The following is a 16,508-nucleotide window of genomic DNA, read 5'->3' on the forward strand; positions in this document are numbered from 1 at the left end:
CGCTGCACGTCCGAGGGAGTGAGACCGACGAGGGAACTGCTCCGCCAGCCCTGGCTGCAACGCGGTGTGCGGGCGGCGCTCGCGGCAGCGCTGGCGTGGCAGGTCGCGATCGCCCTCCCGCCGCCGCTGACCGACTACGCGTACTACGCCCCGCTGGGCGCGGTGATCGCCGTCCACCCCACGGTCGCCGACTCCGCGGCGGCCGCCTGGCGGACGGTCCTGGCGATCCTGCTCGGATTCGGGCTGGCGGTGGCGGTCCACGAGCTCACCGTGCCCCTGCCCGGGGCGCTGACGATCGCCCTGATCGTCGCCCTGGCCGTCGGCGTCGAGCAGTGGCGGGTGCTCAAGGACCACGCCAGCTGGGTGAGCTTCGCGGCGGTCCTGATGCTCACCGTCGGCGCCGAGGACCCCGCGCGGTACGCCGTCGCGTACGCCGGTCTCACCCTGCTCGGGGCAGCGATCGGCGTCCTGGTGACCACGGTGCTGTTCCCGCCGCTGCAGCTCACCGCCGCCCAGCGCCGGATCGACACGACGCGGGCGGCGCTGGCCGGGCACCTGCGTGACATCGCAGCCGGGCTCCGCCACGGCGAGGTGCCGACACCCGGCGAGTGGGCCCGCCGGGGACGGGACCTGGAGACGGCGCTGGACCGGATGCGGGCCGCCGAGGCCGTCGTGGAGCGTGCCCGGCGCGCCAATCCCCGCGCTCGGCGGTGGGGCGACAGCGCGGCCAGCATCCGGGAGCAGTCCCGCGCCCTCGACCGGGTCGCCGTCCTGGTGGACGACCTGACCACGCTGGTCGTGGAGTTCCAGCCGCACCGCCGCGGGATCGACCGGATCGACGGCGGGACCGGGTGGGTGCTGGCGGACGCGCTGGAGAGCCTCGCCCGGGTCGTGTGCACGCCGTACCCGGCGGCCGGCGACGACGGCACCGACCGGCGCGAGTCGGCCATCCGCGAGGCCGAGTCGGCCCTGCACCGGCTGACGACGCTGCTGCGCACCTCGGACGTGGCCGACGACGAGGGGTTCTTCGCCCTCGGCGCGGTCACCGTCGGCATGCACCGGTCGCTGGACACGCTCCGCTCGGGCGCCCTGGACCTCCGCACCGCGTGACGCCCGCGCCCGTCATCCGCGAGGCGACGACGACCGGACGGGCTCAGCGGTCCCGGGGCAGGTTCTCGGCACGCTGCTCGACGGCACCGTGGCGCACCAGGTTGACGATGGCCACGGCCAGGCCGCCCCAGATGACGGCCATGGCCACCAGCATCATGACGACCGCGGACGCGCTCATCGGATCCCTCCCTCGTCGTCCCGGGTGACCGGCCGCGCGGCGGCCGGCGTGCCCACCGACGGGGCCGGCTCGGCCGGCGCTGCAGGGTCGGACCCGGGTGGCGGACCCTCCAGGTGCGTCCCGGCGCGCCAGGGCAATCGCGCCAGGAGGAAGCCCAGCAGCGGCAGCACCACGACCAGTAGCCAGCCGAAGGTGAGCAACAACCAGCTGGGGTAACCCTCGTAGGGCTCGTCGAGGTCGTCACGCAACGCGAAGACGAGCACCAGGGCGAGTCCTGCCGGGGCGATCAGGCTGACCAGGACGCGCCACCCGGCACCGACACGCGGGCGGCCGTGGACGTTGAGGTGCTCCCCCAGACCCGTGAGCGCCCGGAGCACCCAGGCGACCACGAGCATGCTCACCAGCGCCACGACGAGGATGCCGTACTGGTTGACGAAGTGGTCGACGACGTCGAGCACGTAGATGCCGCTGGTCGTGCTGAACAGCGCCAGGCTCAGCACCGCGGCGGGGATGCCGACGGCGAGCGTCGCGGTGAGGCGGCCGGTGTCGAGCTTGTCGCGCACCGCAGAGATCACGACCTCGATGACGCTGACCAGCGAGGTGATGCCCGCGATGACGAGCGAGCCGAAGAAGAGCACGCCCAGGAGCCCACCGCCCGGGGCCTCGCTGATGATCGTCGGGAAGGCGATGAAGGCCAGCCCGATGCCGTCGCTGGCCACGTCACCGACGGCCACACCGCCCGCCTGGGCCATGAACCCCAGGGCGGCGAAGACGCCGATGCCGGCCAGCAGCTCGAAACCGGAGTTGGAGAAGCCGACGACCAGGCCCGACCCCACCATGTCCTCGCGACGGCCCACGTACGAGGCGTACGTGATCATGATGCCGAAGCCGATCGAGAGCGAGAAGAAGATCTGGCCGAACGCGGCAGCCCACACCGACGCCGAACCGAGCGCCGACCAGTCGGGTGTGAACAGCGCGTCGAGGCCGGCGGCCGCGCCGTCGAGGAACAGCGCCTGCACGACGAGAGCGGCGAAGGCCAGCACCAGCACCGGGATGAACACCAGCGAGGTGACGCCGATGCCGCGCTGCACGCCGAGAGCCATGATCACCAGGACGGCCACCCAGACGATCACGAGCGGCACGAGGACCCCGGGGACCACGTCGGCGGTCACCTGGACGTCGCCGACCTGCAGGAACTCCCCGAAGAAGAATCCTTCCGGGTCGGCGCCCCACGCCTCGTCGAGCGAGAAGAAGGTGTAGCGCAGCGCCCACGCGATGACCGCCGCGTAGTAGATGGCGATGACGAAGCAGATGCCGACCTGCCACCAGCCGAGACCCTCCGCGCCGCGGCGCAACCGGGCGAACGACAGCGGTGCGGAGCCGCGGTTCCGGTGGCCCAGCGCGTAGTCCAGGAGCAGGAACGGGATCCCCGCGGTGAGCAGCGCGACCAGGTACGGCAGCACGAAGGCGCCGCCGCCGTTCTCGTAGGCGACGTAGGGGAACCGCCAGATGTTCCCCAGGCCGACGGCCGACCCGATGGCCGCCAGGATGAAGACCCGCCGCGAGCTGAAGGCGCCGCGGCGGCCTTCCTGCGGGGTCCGCCCGACCGTCGTGCTCATGCGACCCTCCTGTGCCCTGTCCTCCGCCGTCCGGGGCGCGCCAATGGTCGACACCGGACCACCGATCAGAGGATGGCAGCACCCGGGGTTCCCCGCCCGGGCTCCGTGCACGAGAGCCCCGGTCGGTGACCCGACCGGGGCTCTCGCAACAGGGGTGGTGGAGGTGGCGGGAATCGAACCCGCGTCCTTCGACGCATCACCAGGGCTTCTCCGAGCGCAGTCTGCGTTGCCTCTGCTCGACCCCGTCGATCATGCAGACAAGTCGACGTGACGGGCCCAGTCGCTGTTGGGTTTCCCGCGCGCGCCCGCGACCGGCACGTGCGGTGAGTCATCTAGCTGATGCCAGGATCCGGGCCGATGACGAACCCGGGCTGACAGACTCGTCTAGCTGCTATCAGGCAGCGAGAGCGAAGTCGCGCTGATTGGAATCGGCGCTTGTGTGTTTTCCAACGGATCGTTAACGAGATGATCGTTGGCTTCCTCGGCTCGCTTCCCCTGGTCACCCGACCGAAGTCGAGACCATTCACCCCCTGTGTAGTTGTGCAGACAGCGTAACGGCAGGCGCGCCGCCGGTGTTCCCCCGGACGTGGGTGTCCTCAGCGCACCCGCCGGAGCCAGCGGCGCTGCCACGGCGTCTCGACGGAGCGCGGGTGGTACGCGCGCCGCACCCACGCGACGGCGTCGTCCGGTGCGAGCCCGTCCAGCACCGCGAGAGCGGCGAGCGCCGTCCCGGTCCGGCCGACGCCACCTCGGCAGGCGATCTCCACCCGCTCCCCCGCCAGCGACCGCCGATGCGCCTCCCGCAGGGCGTCGAGGGCGTCGTCCCGGTCGAGCGGGATCCAGAAGTCGGGCCACCGGATGCGCCGGTGCGGCCACTCCGGCGCCGGCCCCTCCGCCAGCACCAGCGCGAAGCCGGCGGGCGAGACGCGGTCGGACAGCCGGCGCCCGCGGACGAGTGCCCCACCGGGCAGCCGCACCACCCCGGCACCGGTCCACTGCCCCGTCACGGCGGCGATCCTGCCCGCTCCTTGGTTCAGCCGGCGGTCAGCCGCGCGTCGGGAAAACTTGTCGGAGTAAAAACTTGTACTGCGTTCAGCTTTGGGTCTACGGTGATCACGTGATCAGGTCGGCGAAGGCGGCGGGCACCGCGAGCTGTCCCGTCGGCGTGGTCATGGGGCTCCGGGAGCGGAAGAAGCTCGAGGCCTGGCGCACCATCCGCTCCACCGCGCTGCGACTGATCAGCGAGCGCGGTTTCGACGCCGTGAGCGTCGAGGACATCGCCGCCGGAGCCGGCGTCTCCCGCACCACCTTCTTCAGCTACTTCGCCAGCAAAGAGGCCGTGATCTTCGACCTCGACCCGGAGGAGCGGCAGCGGTGGCGCGAGATCCTGGCCGACCCCCGGGACGGCCAGCCGCTGTGGGAGGCGTTGACCGACGTCGCCCTCGCCCTCACGCAGCTGCTCGCCGAGCGGCTGCCGCTGCAGAAGAGGCTGTTCCAGCAGTCACCGGAGCTCTGCGACTCGTCGCGGGACACCTGTGACGGCTACGGACCCGATCTCCAGGAGTGGGTGAGCCGCCGCGCCCAGGACGGCGACCCCCTGCGGACGGCGCTGGTGCTCAACACCGCCTTCGCCGCCTTCACCACCGCCATCGAGGCCTGGGACCCCGATGACTCCTTCGAGCACTTCCAGCAGCTCGTCCGCGACTGCCTGCGCTGGGCCGGCGCAGGACTCGCCCATCCCGTGAGCTGACAGCTCCTCGTCGTCGGCACTGACCCGCCGACCGTCCGCACCTCTCCGCGACCGCGCACCGACGCCGGCCGCGTGATCCCGCACGCCTGAATCCCTCATCCACTGCGCGCCGCGCAGGAAGGACGGCTCCGCCATGCCCTCGAACAGCCTGGCCACCCCACCCGACGTCGAACCCGGAGCGCCTCCGTCCGGGCCCGACCCGAGGCGGTGGATGGCCCTGGCGGTCATCGCCGTCGCCCAGCTGATGGTCGTGCTCGACGTCTCCATCGTGAACATCGCGATCCCCGAGGCAGGCGCCGACCTCGGCATCAGCACCGCCGACATCCAGTGGGTCGTCACCGCCTACACCCTCGCCTTCGGCGGCCTGCTGCTCCTCGGCGGACGCATCGCCGACTTCACGGGCCGCAAGCGCACGTTCATCGTCGGCCTCCTCGGCTTCGCCGGCGCCTCCGCGCTCGGTGGCCTGGCCCCCAACCAGGAGCTGCTGTTCGCCGCCCGCGCCCTGCAGGGCGGGTTCGCGGCCCTGCTCGCGCCGGCCGCGTTGTCCCTGCTGGCCGTGACGTTCACCGACCCGAAGGAGCGGGCCCGCGCGTTCGGCGTCTTCGGCGCCATCTCCGGCGGCGGCGCGGCGATCGGTCTGATCCTCGGCGGCGTCCTCACCGAGTACGCCTCGTGGCGCTGGACCCTCGGCGTCAACGTCCCGATCGCGGTCGTGGCCGCCGGGTTCGCCGTCGCGCTGATCTCCGAGAGCCGGGCCACCGGCGACCGCCGGTACGACATCCCCGGCGTGCTGCTCTCCACCGCCGGCCTGGTGAGCCTCGTCTACGGGTTCAGCAAGGCCGCGGAGGCCGGGGTCGGCTGGAGCGACCCGATCACGCTGACGCTGCTCGCCGCGGCCGCCGTCCTGCTGGTCGGGTTCGTCCTTTGGGAGCGCCGGGCGAGCTCCCCGCTGCTTCCGCTGCGCGTGGTCCTCGACCGCAACCGCGGAGGGTCGTACCTGACGTTCCTGCTGGTGGGCGCGGGGCTGTTCGCGATGTTCCTGTTCCTGACCTTCTACTTCCAGGACACGCTGGGGTACACCCCGCTGGAGTCGGGCTTCGCCTTCCTGCCGTTCAGCGGCGGGATCATCCTGGGGGCCGGCGTGGTGTCCCAGCTGCTGCCCCGGGTCGGCCCGCGGCCGCTGATCGTCGGCGGCCTGGTGCTGGGCGTCGTCGGCATGCTGTGGCTGACGCAGATCGGCCAGACCAGCGACTACCTCGCCGACGTCCTGCCGGCGGAGATCGCGCTCAGCTTCGGCATGGCGATGGTCTTCGTGCCCGCCTCCAGCACCGCCCTGGTAGGCGTGGAGGCCCACGACGCCGGTATCGCCTCGGCGACGCTCAACACCGCCCAGCAGGTCGGCGGGTCGCTCGGGCTGGCGCTGCTCAACACCTTCTTCGCCTCGGCGGTCACCGGCCGGCTGGCCGACGACCCCGCGGCAGGACCTGGCGCCGCCCTCGTCCACGGCTACCACGTCGCCTTCCTGTGGGGCGCCGGGTTCCTGGCCCTCGCCCTGGTCATCGGCGCGGTGCTGATCTCGGCGCGCAGGGACGACCTGCCCGCCGAGGCCGCCATGGCGGTCTGACGCGGGATCGAGGGGCGGCACCTGCGGGTGCCGCCCCTCGCTGCGGCTCAGATCCAGTCGCGGCGCTTGAAGACGACGTACAGCGTCAGGCTCACACCGGCCATCAGCAGGAGCGCGAGCGGGTAGCCCCACGCCCAGTGCAGCTCCGGCATGGAGTCGAAGTTCATGCCGTAGACGGTGCCGACGAGGGTCGGCGCGAAGAGGATGGCCGCCCACGCGGAGATCTTCTTGACCTCCTCGCCCTGCGCGATCGACGCCTCGGTCAGCTCGCGGATCTCCTCGTTCTGCCGCTGCGCGACCAGGGTCGCGTTCACGGTGAGGATGTCGCGCAGCTGCAGCCGGAAGGCCTCCACCCGCTCGATGACCTGGGTGACGTGGTCGGCGACGTCGCGCAGGTAGCTGCGCAGCTCCTCGTCGACGCCGTACTTGTCGAAGCCGGCGGTGATGGCGGCGAGGATGCCGGTCAGCGGCGCGGCGGCGCGCTGGAACTCGAGCACCTCCTGGGAGAGCTCGTAGATGCGCCGCGACACCCTCGGGTCACCGCCGAAGACCTGCGTCTCGATCTCGTCGATGTCGTTGGCCAGCCCGTCGACGACCGGGCGGTAGCCGTCGACGACCGCGTCGAGGGTCGCGTACAGCACCGCCTCGCTGCCCTTGGCCAGCAGCGCGGGCTCGCTCTCCAGCCGGCGACGCACCCGCGAGAGGTCCGGCGACTCGCTGTGCCGCACCGTGATCGCGAAGTCCGCACCGAGGAACAGGTGCAGCTCGCCGAACTCGACCTCCTCGGCGGCGTCCAGGTACCGGGCGGCCTTGAGGACGACGAACAGCGTGCCCCCATAGCGCTCGAACTTCGGCCGCTGGTGGGCCTTGATCGCGTCCTCGACCGCCAGCTCGGGCAGGTCGTACAGCTCGGCCAGCTCGCCGAGCTCCTGCGGCTCGGGGCGGTACAGCCCCATCCACGCGAGGCGGTCCTCCCCCGCGGCCAGCTCCTCGCGGCTCTCCGCGGCGGTGGCAGGCGTCGCCACCCGACGTCCCTCGGAGTAGACGGCGTTGTCGACGACGCGGGACCGGCCGGCCGCCGGCGCGGGCTGCGCCACCCGGGTCACCGGCGGACGCGGCTCCACGCGGGTGGGGCGGCGGGTCAGGGTGCTGAGTGCGCTCAACGGCGCGAGACGGCGCTCGGTCATGACGGACTCCCGGTAGGGCGGGGACTGCGGAGGACACCGGGAGGTCCTCGCGCGCCGTCGTTCAGGCGGGGAGGACCTCGGGACCGGTACTCGGAGGCTCGCTGCGCATGCGCCCGTCTCCCTCCGCTGCGGTCACCTCCGCCCGTCGGGAGGCCGTCGTCCATGGTGACACGCCCTGTCCAGGACGCGTCGCCCCTCCGGGTGAACAGCGGGCGGCGGTCAGCCGACCGACCCGAGCACCAGGTCGACCATCAAGGGCAGCAGCAGCACGATGAGGATCGCGCCGAGCACGTCGAAGGACGCGCCCGAGCGGATCATCTTGGTGATCGGCACGACGCCCGAGCCGTAGGCGATCGCGTTCTGCGGCGTGGACACCGGCAGCATGAACCCGAAGGACGCCGCGAAGGTGGCGGCCAGGGCCGGGACGAACGGGTTGATGCCCGCGGCCATGGCCACCGGGATGATGATCGGCACGACCACGGCCGCGGACGCGGTGTTCGAGGTCGTCTCGCTGATGATGATCGCGAGGATCACCGCGAACACCGTGATCGCGAACGTGCTGGAGAGCCCGAGCGAGTCGGCGGACGCCTCGCCGATGCGCTCGGCCAGACCGGTGCTGGCCAGCAGCGAGCCGAAGATGATGCCGGTGCCGAAGAGCAGGATCGTGCCCCAGTCGATCTTCGCCGCGTCGCTCCAGCGCAGCGTGAACTCCCGCGACTTCCAGTCCGTGGGCAGCAGGAACAGCAGCGAGGCGCCGAGGACGGCGATGATGCCCTCGTCCATGCGATCGCTGATCGTGGCGTAGAGGTCCGACTCCGTCCCGGCGGTGAGCGCGATGACGCCCGGGAAGATCCAGGCGGCCACGGTGAAGGTGAACGCGATCAGCGTGTTCTTCTCCGCGCGCGAGAACTTCCCGAGCTCCGCCCGCTCGGCCTGCACGTACTCGCTGACGCCCTCGATCCGCCGGATCTCGGGCTTGTTCAGGAGCAGCAGGACGGCGGCCAGCGCCACGAACATCAGCGCGCAGATCGGCAGCGCCATGAGCATCCAGTCGAGGAAGCCGATCCGCTCGCCGGTGGCCTCCTCGATCAGTCCGCGGCCGATCAGGTTCGGCGGCGTCCCGACCGGGGTGATCAGGCCGCCGACGCTCGCGCCGTAGGCGAGCATCAGCATGATCGCGACGCCCACCCGCAGCCGCAGCGGGTCGAAGTCGGGCTTCACCAGCTCCTTGTCCTGCAGCAGCTTGGCGATCACCGAGATGATGCCCAGCGCGGTCGGCAGGAGCATCGCGACGGTGGCGGTGTTCGACACGAACGCCGACAGCAGCGCGGTGATGGCACCGAAGGCGATCACCACGCGGTACGTCGAGGTCCCCACCCACTTCAGCGACAGCACGAACATCGCGAACCGCCGGGCCAGCCCGTGCTTGAGCATCGCCATGGCGAGGATGAACGCGCCGATGAAGGTGAAGACCGTCGTCGACCCGAACGGCGCCAGGGCGTCGTCGGCCGGCACCACGCCCAGGACGACGATGGCACCGATCCCGATGAGGCCGCCGACCGGGATCGGCACCGGCTCGGTGATCCACAGGACGATGACGCCCAGCAGGATCGCCGCGAGCAGGTGCTGGTCGCGGGGCAGGTCGATCGGCAGCAGCGCGAAGACGATCGTCACCGCCGGGGCCAGGAAGAGCCCGACGGTGCGCCGGCCCTTCTCGAAGCGCTCCTCGGCCGGGCTGAGCTCCTGCTCCCCCAGGCTGCGGTAGGTCGCGCTACCGCGGAACGCGGCGTCGACGTCCGTGCGCTGGACCTGCTCCCCTGCTGCCCGCTCCGTCGCGGTCATGACGCCTCCCACTGCCGGGATGTACCCCGACGATAGGGAGGTCGGCGCAGGTCAGCGACTCAGCGACCGAAGATCCCCTGCCCGAAGGCACCCGCCGCGACCAGCCGCCGGGACAGACCCTTGCCCAGCTCCACCACCCGCGCGGTCTTCTCCGGCCCCAGGGACAACCACGGGTCGGCGGCGAGGGCGTCGGTCTGCACCTCGATGTGCGCGCGCAGCTGCTCCCCGTCGGCGGTGAGCCCGGCGTCGTCCAGGAGCCCGCGGCCGGCCAGCGCCGCGCAGGCGGCGGCCCACTCGTCGTCCTTCCAGCCGCGGGTGGCCTTCGCGGCCGCCTCGGTGAAGCCGCGGCCGGTGGCCGAGTGGGTGATCAGCGCCTCCAGGCCGGTGAGCCCGGCGTGCAGCAGGACGGCGACGTGCCCGTCGCCGCGGTGCTCGCGCAGCAGGGTCGCGCCGTGCCACAGCGCCAGCAGCGGCTCCTCGGGCCACGGGAGGTCGGCGTGCCCGGCGAACAGCGGACGCCCCTCGGTGGTGAGGCCGGCGCAGGCCTCGCGCAGCAGCCCGCCGAGCTCGGCCACCTCGTCGGAGCCGGCCGCGTCCCCGAGCATGCGGGTGAGCGATGCGCGGGCGGCGTCGAGGCGGGCGGCGAGCACCTGCTCGGGCGACGCGAGCGTCCACGCGCGCGGGATCATGTGCGCGACCAGGGACGGCGAGAAGTTGAAGAACGTCGCCGCCACCACGCCCGCGCCGACCGCCCCCATGGGCGCCGCCCGCCCGGCGAAGTACGACATCCGCCCCGGCCGCAGCCCGATCGCGCTGAGGTGCTCGTCGTGCTCGGGCGCGAAGTACAGCTGCGAGTGCAGGGGGTCGACCGCGCGGTGGGCGCGCCCGACGAGGGCGGGGTCGAAGTGATCGGCGCTGACCATGCGCCGCACCCTACTGAGCGGCGCCGGCCCCGACCGGAGGCAGTTCCAGCGCCCACTGGATCTGCGTCCGGCGCTTGGTGAAGCCCAGACCCTCGTAGAGCTTCAGCGCCCCGGTGACGTTCTCGCTGTCGACCTGGAGCGCGGCCGCGCGGAAGCCCCGATCCGCGGCGGCGTGCAGCACCGAGGCGATCGTGGCCTTGGCCAGCCCGCGACCGCGCGCCCAGGGCAGGACGCCGATCTGCCCCAGGTCGACCGTCTCGTAGCCCTTGGCCGCCGTGTCGGCCTCGAAGACGTAGGCCAGGGAGTAGGCGACGACGGCGCCGTCGGCCACGGCGAGCGACGACAGCTCCGGCCGGAACCCCCGCTGGCCGGTGAACAGGGTCTGCCAGGTGGTCTCGTCGCGCTCGGCCGACCCGTGGTGCTCGGTGAAGGCCGCGTTGTGCGCCCGCCGGATCTCGTCGTCCCGGTCCCAGGTGAACGACACGAGCTCGACACCCTCCACCGCGGGTACGGCCGGCAGGTCGGTGAGCGGTCGCTCCATGACGAAGTACCAGCGCTCCTCGGTGAGCCCGGCTCGTCGCGCCAGGCTCTCCAGTGCGGGCATCGACGTGTAGACCTCGACCGCCAGGACGGCCGGCGAGCCCGGGTGCCGCTCGGCGTGGACCTCGCGTCCCCGCTCGAGCTGCCACGCCAGCAGCCCGCGGCCGATCCCGCGCTCCCGCCAGGCCGGGTGCACCCGGGCCTCGAGGGTGATGCGGAACGCGTCGCGGAACGTCGGCAGGGCCAGGACGGTGGCCCAGGCGACGAGCTCCCCGTCCGGCGACGTGACGGCGAGGCTGTCGCGCTCGAGGTCGAAGAGGTCGTTCACCCACCACTCGGTGAGGTCGTCGGGGCTCCAGTGCTCGCCGGTGTCGTCGTGCTCCTCCGCCTCCTCGAGCAGCGCGGCGGCGGCCACCACGTCGTCGGCGGCGAGGGGGCGGACGGTCAGGCCTTCAGGGAGAACGGGGAGAGCGGCCACGTCGTCGAAGGCTAAGGAGCCCGGCCGATCCGAGCCACCGATTTCAGGCGTCCACCCATAGGCAGAACGGGTGGCCGGCGGGATCCAGGCACACGCGGACGTCGTCCTGCGGTTGGAAGGCGGCCACCGTGGCACCGGCCGCCACGGCCGCGTCGACGGCGGCGTCCAGGTCGTCGACCTCGATGTCGAGGTGCAGCTGCATCCGGGGGTCGCCGTCCCCGGCCGGCCAGACCGGCCGGACGTGCTCCTCCTCCAGCTGGAACGACAGACCGGCGCTCCCGTCCTCCGGCCGGAGGGTCACCCACTCCGGCTCGTCGGAGCCGAACGGCCAGCCCAGCAGCCGCTGGTAGAAGAGCGCCAGGCCCCTCGGGTCGGGGGTGTCGAGCACGGTGCCGGTGAGGGTGAAGCGGGACATCGACGAGCTCCTCACTCAGGTGCGGACGAACAGGCAGAAGGGGTGGCCGGCCGGGTCCGCGTAGGTGCGCACGCTCTCGTGCGGCTCCGTGTACGCGTTCAGCAGCCGGGCACCGGCGTCCTCGGCCAGTGCCGACGCGGCGTCGAGGTCGTCGACCTCGAGGTCGAGGTGCTGCTGCATCTGCTGCGTGCCCGGTCGTGGCGGCCACACCGGCGGCACGTGGTCGCGCTCCAGCTGGAACGACAGCCCGGTGCTGCCGTCGGCCGGCCGCAGCGTCGCCCACTCGGGCTCGTCGTCGCGGATCGGCCAGCCCAGCAGCCGCCGGTAGAAGCGGGCCAGACCGCGGGGGTCGGGGGTGCCGAGCACCGGAGCGGTCAGCCGGATGATCACCCGCCGATCGTGGACGGCAGCACCCGGCGGCGCCAGCCGGCCGGCGGCTCGGTCAGCGGAGAACGAGCTCCCAGGTCACCGGCTCGACGGTGGCGGTCAGGCCGGCGGCGACGCGCGCGCAGGCGACGCCCTGGTCGAAGAGGGACTGGCGCACGCTCGGGAAGCCCAGCTCGGCCGCCAGGTCGCTGTCGTCCCAGCCGCTCACCCGGAGCGCGCCGCCCGCTGCGTCGAGCGCACCGGCCGCGAGCTGGTCGCTCATCGCGATCACGACGTCCGGGCGGACGTCGGCCAGCACGGCGGCGACCGCCTCTCGGCCCGCCGCCCGGGAGTGCCGGGCCACGACGGCGACCGGGACGTCCGCCCACGACCGCCCGGCGTCCTCGAAGGCGTCGTGGTAGCCGGCCAGGCGGGTCCGGGTCACCGGGAACAGGACGTCCGGATCGGGCCCCCGGACCAGCCCCGACCACCGCTCGCGGTCCAGGGGCTGGGACAGCACCAGCGGGGAGCTCGCCCCGGTGAGCATGTGGCGGGCCATCGCCCGGGCAGCTGCCCGGTCGTCCGCCGAGACCAGCTGCACGCCCGGCGCGGCCGGCCCGCCCTGGATCGCGGCCGGACGACCGGTCGCGGCAACGGCGCCGATCACGGGGTCGTCGTCCGCCGTCGTCCAGAGCACGAAGCCGTCGACCGCCGCCTCGCGCACGCGGTCGACGTCCTCCGGGTCCCCGGTGCTCGGGATGAGCACGAGGCCGAGCCGGTTCTCGACGCACACGCGCGAGACGCCGGCCAGGAACCGCGTGGCCTGCGGGTCCTCGAACCCGTAGGTGAGGTGCTCGCCGAGGACCACGCCGAGGTTCCCGGTCGAGCCGCTGCGCAATGACCGGGCCACGGGGTCGGGTCCCCGGTAGCCCAGCCGCTCGGCGGCCTCGTGCACCTTGGCGCGGGTGGCAGCGGCCACGCGGTCGGGGCGCGTGTAGGTGTAGCTGACCGTCATCACGGCGACGCCGGCCGCCGCCGCCACGTCGCGCATCGTCACGCGCTCCTTCACAAGCACAGCCTAGCGGGTTTGTGTACCGTTACACACATGCGACCGACGATCGCCGCCCACAGCTCGTTCGCCGCCTTCGGGCTCTTCTGGGGGACGTGGGGCGCCGCGCTCCCGGGGCTCCGGGACGCCGCCGACGTCGACGGTGCCGCGCTCGGCACCGCGCTGCTGTTCGTCGGCCTGGCCGGCCTCCCCGCCATGCTGCTCACCGGTCGGGCGGTCGACCGCCACGGCGCCCGCATCGCCGGACCGCTGCTCGTGGCGCTGGCCGCCGCGGGGGTGCTCATCGCCGTGCTCACCCGCGACCTCCCGAGCCTCGTCGTGGGCATGGCCCTCGTCGGAGCGTCCTCCGGCGCCGCGGACGTCGCCGCCAACGCGCTGGCCGGTCTCGCCGAGCAGCGCACCGGTGGCCGGGTCATCACCGTCGCCCACGGGGTGTTCTCGTCGTCGGTGGTGATCGGCAGCCTGGGCACCGGAGCGCTGCGCGCGGGGGGCGCCGACGTCGTGACCGTCTTCTGCGTGGCGGGCGCCCTGATCACCGTGGCCGGGGTGGTGGCCTACGTGCGGGGGGACGCTCCCCGGCCCGCATCCCCCACCGCTCCGACCGCCCGGCGAGACGGCCTCCGGCTGGCGCTGCCGTTCGTCGCGGTCGGCCTGGTCGGCGCGCTCGGCTTCGCGGCGGAGAACGCCCACCAGAGCTGGAGCGCGATCATCCTCGGCGACGAGCTCGGCGCCGCGGTCGGCATCACGGCGATCGCCCCCGCCACCTTCGCCCTCTTCGCGGCCCTCACGCGGTTCGCGGCGGGCTTCTCCACCCGGGTCCCGGCGGGGGTGCTGCTCGTCGGAGGTGCGGTGACGGCGGTCGTGGGCACGTTGCTCGTGAGCGCCGGCCGTACCGTGCCGGTCGCGCTCGCCGGTCTCGCGCTGGCGGCGATCGGGACGTCGGTGCTCTACCCCACGCTGCTGAGCCGGGCGACGAGGGACGTCCCGGCGGACCGGCGGGGCCGGGCGACCTCCGTCGTGGCCACCACCTCCTACCTGGGGTTCGTGCTCGGCCCGGTGTACGTCGGCCTGCTGGCCGACGTGGTCGGCCTGCGCGGCGCGATGGTCGGCGTGGCGGTCCTCGTCGCCGCGTTCGCCCTGCTCGCACCCGCGGTCACCCGCGACCGGCCGTCCGCGGCACCGCGGACACCGCGGGTGGGTGCGGTGGTCGGCCATCCTTGACGCACGAGGCAGGCCGGCCTCGCGAGAGTCTCGGGGAGGCGCCGTGATCGGTCGGAAGAAGGACGTGAGCTACCTCGAGGAGGAGCTCCGCGAGGTCGAGGCGCGCATCTCCGCCCATCCGTTGGCATCGCGCCGCATCCGCGCCGCCGGCGCGGTGGTGCACGACCACCGTGAGCAGGACGCCGCGGAGATCGACCGGCGACTCGCTGCCGAGGGCCTGCCGAGCGTCGAGCAGCTCGGCAGGACGCACGCCTCCGGCACGTGGACCTGGTGGCGGCTCCACCGGAGGAAGCGGACCCTCGAGAAGAAGATCCGCCGAGCCCGCACCTGATGAGGGCAGGGGTCAGCGCCCGTCCAAGGCGAACAGGCGGGCGCCGTTCTGCCAGAGGACGGCGCGCAGCCACTCCTCCCCCAGCTCCAGCCGGTGCAGCGCCTGGAGCTGGTGCGCGTACGCGTACGGGATCGACGGGAAGTCGCTGCCGAGCAGCACCTTGTCGCGCAGCGCGGCCAGCCGCGGGCGGTCGGCCGGGTCGAAGGGCATCAGGCGCTCGGTGAAGTCGGTGGCGAACATCGTGGTGTCCAGGTGCACCCGCTCGTAGCGCTCGGCGAGGTCGAGGAACTCGCGGTACTCGGGCATGCCCAGGTGCGCGATCACCAGCCGGAGCCGCGGGAACCGCTCGAGCAGCCCGCTCATCGGCTCCGGCCCGGTGTGCTCCCCGGCCAGCGGCCCCGACCCGCAGTGGATGACCACCGGCGTGCCCGTGTCCTCCAGCCGCTGCCACACGCCGTCCAGCAGGGGGTCACGCGGATCGAACGAGCCCACCTGCACGTGGACCTTGAACACCCGCGCACCGGCCCCGAGGGCGTCGTCGACGTACGCCGTCGCCTCCGGCTCCGGGTAGAAGGTCGCCGACTGCAGCACCTGCGGGTGCCCGGCGGCGAACCCGGCCGACCACTCGTTCAGCCAGGCGGCCATCCCCGGCTTGTGCGGGTACGGCAGGGTCGGGAAGGCCCGCACGCCCAGCCGGTCGAGGATCGCCAGCCGCTCCTCCACGGGCAACGCGTAGGCCACCGGCCACTCGGCGCCGTAGTGCGTCCCTGCCGCCTCGAAGTACTCCCACACCTTGGCCTGCACCCGGTCGGGCAGGAAGTGGACGTGCACGTCCACCAGCCCCGGCAGACCCAGCTCCCGCCAGTACCGCGGGACGTCGGCGTCGTCGACCGGCGGAGTCGTCATCGGAGGGTGATGACGACCTTGCCGCGCACGTGCCCCTCGCCGACCATGCGGTGCGCCGCGACCAGGTCCGCGAGCGGGAACGCCTTCGCGATCGGCACCCGCAGCTGGCCGGCGTCGGCCATGCGGCCGAGCTCCTCCAGGTCGTGCTGCTCGGGCCGGACGAAGACGTAGCGCCCACCCATGTCGTTGACGGACGGGTCGACCACGGACACGATGCGGGAGACGTCGCGGACCTGCTTCGGGGCGTCGGCCAGGGTGTCGCCGCCGACCAGGTCCAGGACGGCGTCCACCGGCTCGGACAGCTGCTCGCTGATCGGCCCGGCGGAGTAGTCGAGCACCTCCGCGGCACCGGCGTCGCGCAGGAAGCCGTGGTTGCGCGGGCTCGCCGTCCCGATGACGTGCGCCCCCAGCGCCACGGCGATCTGCACGGCGTTGAAGCCGACCCCGCCCGCCGCGCGGTGCACGAGGACGCGGTCGCCCTCGCTCACGTCGAGGGCCTCGGTCAGCGCCTGGTACGCGGTCAGCCCGGCCAGCGGCAGGGCACCGGCCTCGGCGAACGACAGCGAGCTCGGCTTGTGCCAGAGGCAGCGCTGCGGTGCGGGCACCAGCTCTGCCGCCGTCCCCCACTGGACCTCGTCCCGGCGGACGGAGCCGAACACCTCGTCACCCGGGGAGAAGGTGACCACGGCCGGGCCCACCGCCTCGACGACGCCGGCGACGTCCCAGCCGGGCACGATCGGGAAGTGGTGGGGGTAGAAGCTGCGCAGGTTGCCGGCGCGGATCCCGAGATCGACCGGGTTCACGCCCGCGGCGTGCACCCGCACGAGCACGGTGTCGGGCCCCACCGGCGGGTCGGGGAGGTCGTCCCGGAGGGACAGGACGTCGTCGTCGCCGAACCGGTCGTAGGCCATGCCGCGCATGACCGCCACCGTATGCGCGCGGTCGGACC

General features: G+C 73.1%; 17 protein-coding genes and 1 other RNA gene. 5 read left to right on the top strand and 13 right to left on the bottom strand.

Translation table 11 applies throughout. The annotated features are described in order from the left end of the window. Positions 1-18: 18 nt before the first annotated feature. Positions 19-1,110 carry an FUSC family protein gene (locus ACI78T_RS12935; protein WP_456558507.1) on the top strand — a complete coding sequence of 364 codons (1,092 nt, stop codon included), beginning with the start codon at positions 19-21 and terminating at the stop codon, positions 1,108-1,110. Between the two features lie 43 nt (positions 1,111-1,153). Here ACI78T_RS12935 and ACI78T_RS12940 read toward each other — a convergent pair whose 3' ends face one another. The 4 genes from ACI78T_RS12940 to ACI78T_RS12955 all read right to left on the bottom strand — a co-directional run bounded on the left by ACI78T_RS12940 (position 1,154) and on the right by ACI78T_RS12955 (position 3,914). Then, on the bottom strand, positions 1,154-1,288 hold the full coding sequence (locus ACI78T_RS12940) for a methionine/alanine import family NSS transporter small subunit (protein WP_456558508.1): 135 nt from the start codon (positions 1,286-1,288) through the stop codon (positions 1,154-1,156). Continuing rightward, entirely contained in the window at positions 1,285-2,907 is a 1,623-nt protein-coding gene (locus ACI78T_RS12945) for a sodium-dependent transporter (protein WP_456558509.1), read from the bottom strand. Before ACI78T_RS12945 ends, ACI78T_RS12940 begins: the two co-directional genes overlap by 4 nt. Positions 2,908-3,062: 155 nt before the next feature. Further along, positions 3,063-3,438: a transfer-messenger RNA gene (ssrA, locus tag ACI78T_RS12950) on the bottom strand. Between the two features lie 65 nt (positions 3,439-3,503). Then, the gene (locus ACI78T_RS12955) at positions 3,504-3,914 is read right to left on the bottom strand and encodes a protein-tyrosine phosphatase family protein (protein WP_456558510.1); all 411 of its coding nucleotides are present in this window, start codon (positions 3,912-3,914) and stop codon (positions 3,504-3,506) included. A 110-nt stretch (positions 3,915-4,024) separates the two neighbouring features. Here ACI78T_RS12955 and ACI78T_RS12960 point away from each other — a divergent pair, with 110 nt between their 5' ends. Both ACI78T_RS12960 and ACI78T_RS12965 read left to right on the top strand, forming a co-directional pair. Next, on the top strand, positions 4,025-4,657 hold the full coding sequence (locus ACI78T_RS12960; protein WP_456558511.1) for a TetR family transcriptional regulator: 633 nt from the start codon (positions 4,025-4,027) through the stop codon (positions 4,655-4,657). A gap of 133 nt (positions 4,658-4,790) precedes the next feature. Continuing rightward, on the top strand, positions 4,791-6,281 hold the full coding sequence (locus ACI78T_RS12965) for an MFS transporter (RefSeq protein WP_456558512.1): 1,491 nt from the start codon (positions 4,791-4,793) through the stop codon (positions 6,279-6,281). A gap of 47 nt (positions 6,282-6,328) precedes the next feature. Here the strand turns inward: ACI78T_RS12965 and ACI78T_RS12970 are convergent, their stop codons facing one another. The 7 genes from ACI78T_RS12970 to ACI78T_RS13000 form a co-directional block, all read right to left on the bottom strand. Further along, positions 6,329-7,468: a magnesium and cobalt transport protein CorA gene (locus tag ACI78T_RS12970; RefSeq protein WP_456558513.1), complete on the bottom strand. Its 1,140-nt coding sequence runs from the start codon at positions 7,466-7,468 to the stop codon at positions 6,329-6,331. 219 nt (positions 7,469-7,687) lie between these two features. Next, positions 7,688-9,310, bottom strand: coding sequence for an SLC13 family permease (locus ACI78T_RS12975; protein ID WP_456558514.1), 1,623 nt, complete (start codon positions 9,308-9,310; stop codon positions 7,688-7,690). Positions 9,311-9,369: 59 nt separating this feature from the next. Beyond that, positions 9,370-10,233 carry an SCO6745 family protein gene (locus ACI78T_RS12980; RefSeq protein ID WP_456558515.1) on the bottom strand — a complete coding sequence of 288 codons (864 nt, stop codon included), beginning with the start codon at positions 10,231-10,233 and terminating at the stop codon, positions 9,370-9,372. 10 nt (positions 10,234-10,243) lie between these two features. Continuing rightward, on the bottom strand, positions 10,244-11,251 hold the full coding sequence (locus tag ACI78T_RS12985) for a GNAT family N-acetyltransferase (protein ID WP_456558516.1): 1,008 nt from the start codon (positions 11,249-11,251) through the stop codon (positions 10,244-10,246). 43 nt (positions 11,252-11,294) lie between these two features. Next, entirely contained in the window at positions 11,295-11,666 is a 372-nt protein-coding gene (locus ACI78T_RS12990) for a VOC family protein (RefSeq protein WP_456558517.1), read from the bottom strand. A 15-nt stretch (positions 11,667-11,681) separates the two neighbouring features. Beyond that, on the bottom strand, positions 11,682-12,056 hold the full coding sequence (locus ACI78T_RS12995) for a VOC family protein (RefSeq protein ID WP_456558518.1): 375 nt from the start codon (positions 12,054-12,056) through the stop codon (positions 11,682-11,684). A 52-nt stretch (positions 12,057-12,108) separates the two neighbouring features. Next, positions 12,109-13,101 carry a LacI family DNA-binding transcriptional regulator gene (locus ACI78T_RS13000; RefSeq protein ID WP_456558519.1) on the bottom strand — a complete coding sequence of 331 codons (993 nt, stop codon included), beginning with the start codon at positions 13,099-13,101 and terminating at the stop codon, positions 12,109-12,111. Positions 13,102-13,137: 36 nt separating this feature from the next. Here ACI78T_RS13000 and ACI78T_RS13005 point away from each other — a divergent pair, with 36 nt between their 5' ends. Together ACI78T_RS13005 and ACI78T_RS13010 are read left to right on the top strand one after the other, a co-directional pair. After that, positions 13,138-14,322 carry an MFS transporter gene (locus ACI78T_RS13005; protein ID WP_456558520.1) on the top strand — a complete coding sequence of 395 codons (1,185 nt, stop codon included), beginning with the start codon at positions 13,138-13,140 and terminating at the stop codon, positions 14,320-14,322. 43 nt (positions 14,323-14,365) lie between these two features. After that, positions 14,366-14,653, top strand: a complete 288-nt coding sequence (locus ACI78T_RS13010; RefSeq protein ID WP_456558521.1) for a hypothetical protein — start codon at positions 14,366-14,368, stop codon at positions 14,651-14,653. 12 nt (positions 14,654-14,665) lie between these two features. Here the strand turns inward: ACI78T_RS13010 and ACI78T_RS13015 are convergent, their stop codons facing one another. Beyond that, on the bottom strand, positions 14,666-15,559 hold the full coding sequence (locus ACI78T_RS13015; RefSeq protein ID WP_456558522.1) for an amidohydrolase family protein: 894 nt from the start codon (positions 15,557-15,559) through the stop codon (positions 14,666-14,668). After that, positions 15,556-16,479: an NADP-dependent oxidoreductase gene (locus ACI78T_RS13020; protein ID WP_456558523.1), complete on the bottom strand. Its 924-nt coding sequence runs from the start codon at positions 16,477-16,479 to the stop codon at positions 15,556-15,558. The genes ACI78T_RS13015 and ACI78T_RS13020 overlap by 4 nt, the downstream gene beginning before the upstream one ends. Positions 16,480-16,508 lie beyond the last annotated feature (29 nt).

It is taken from the genome of Blastococcus sp. SYSU D00922 (assembly GCF_054050495.1).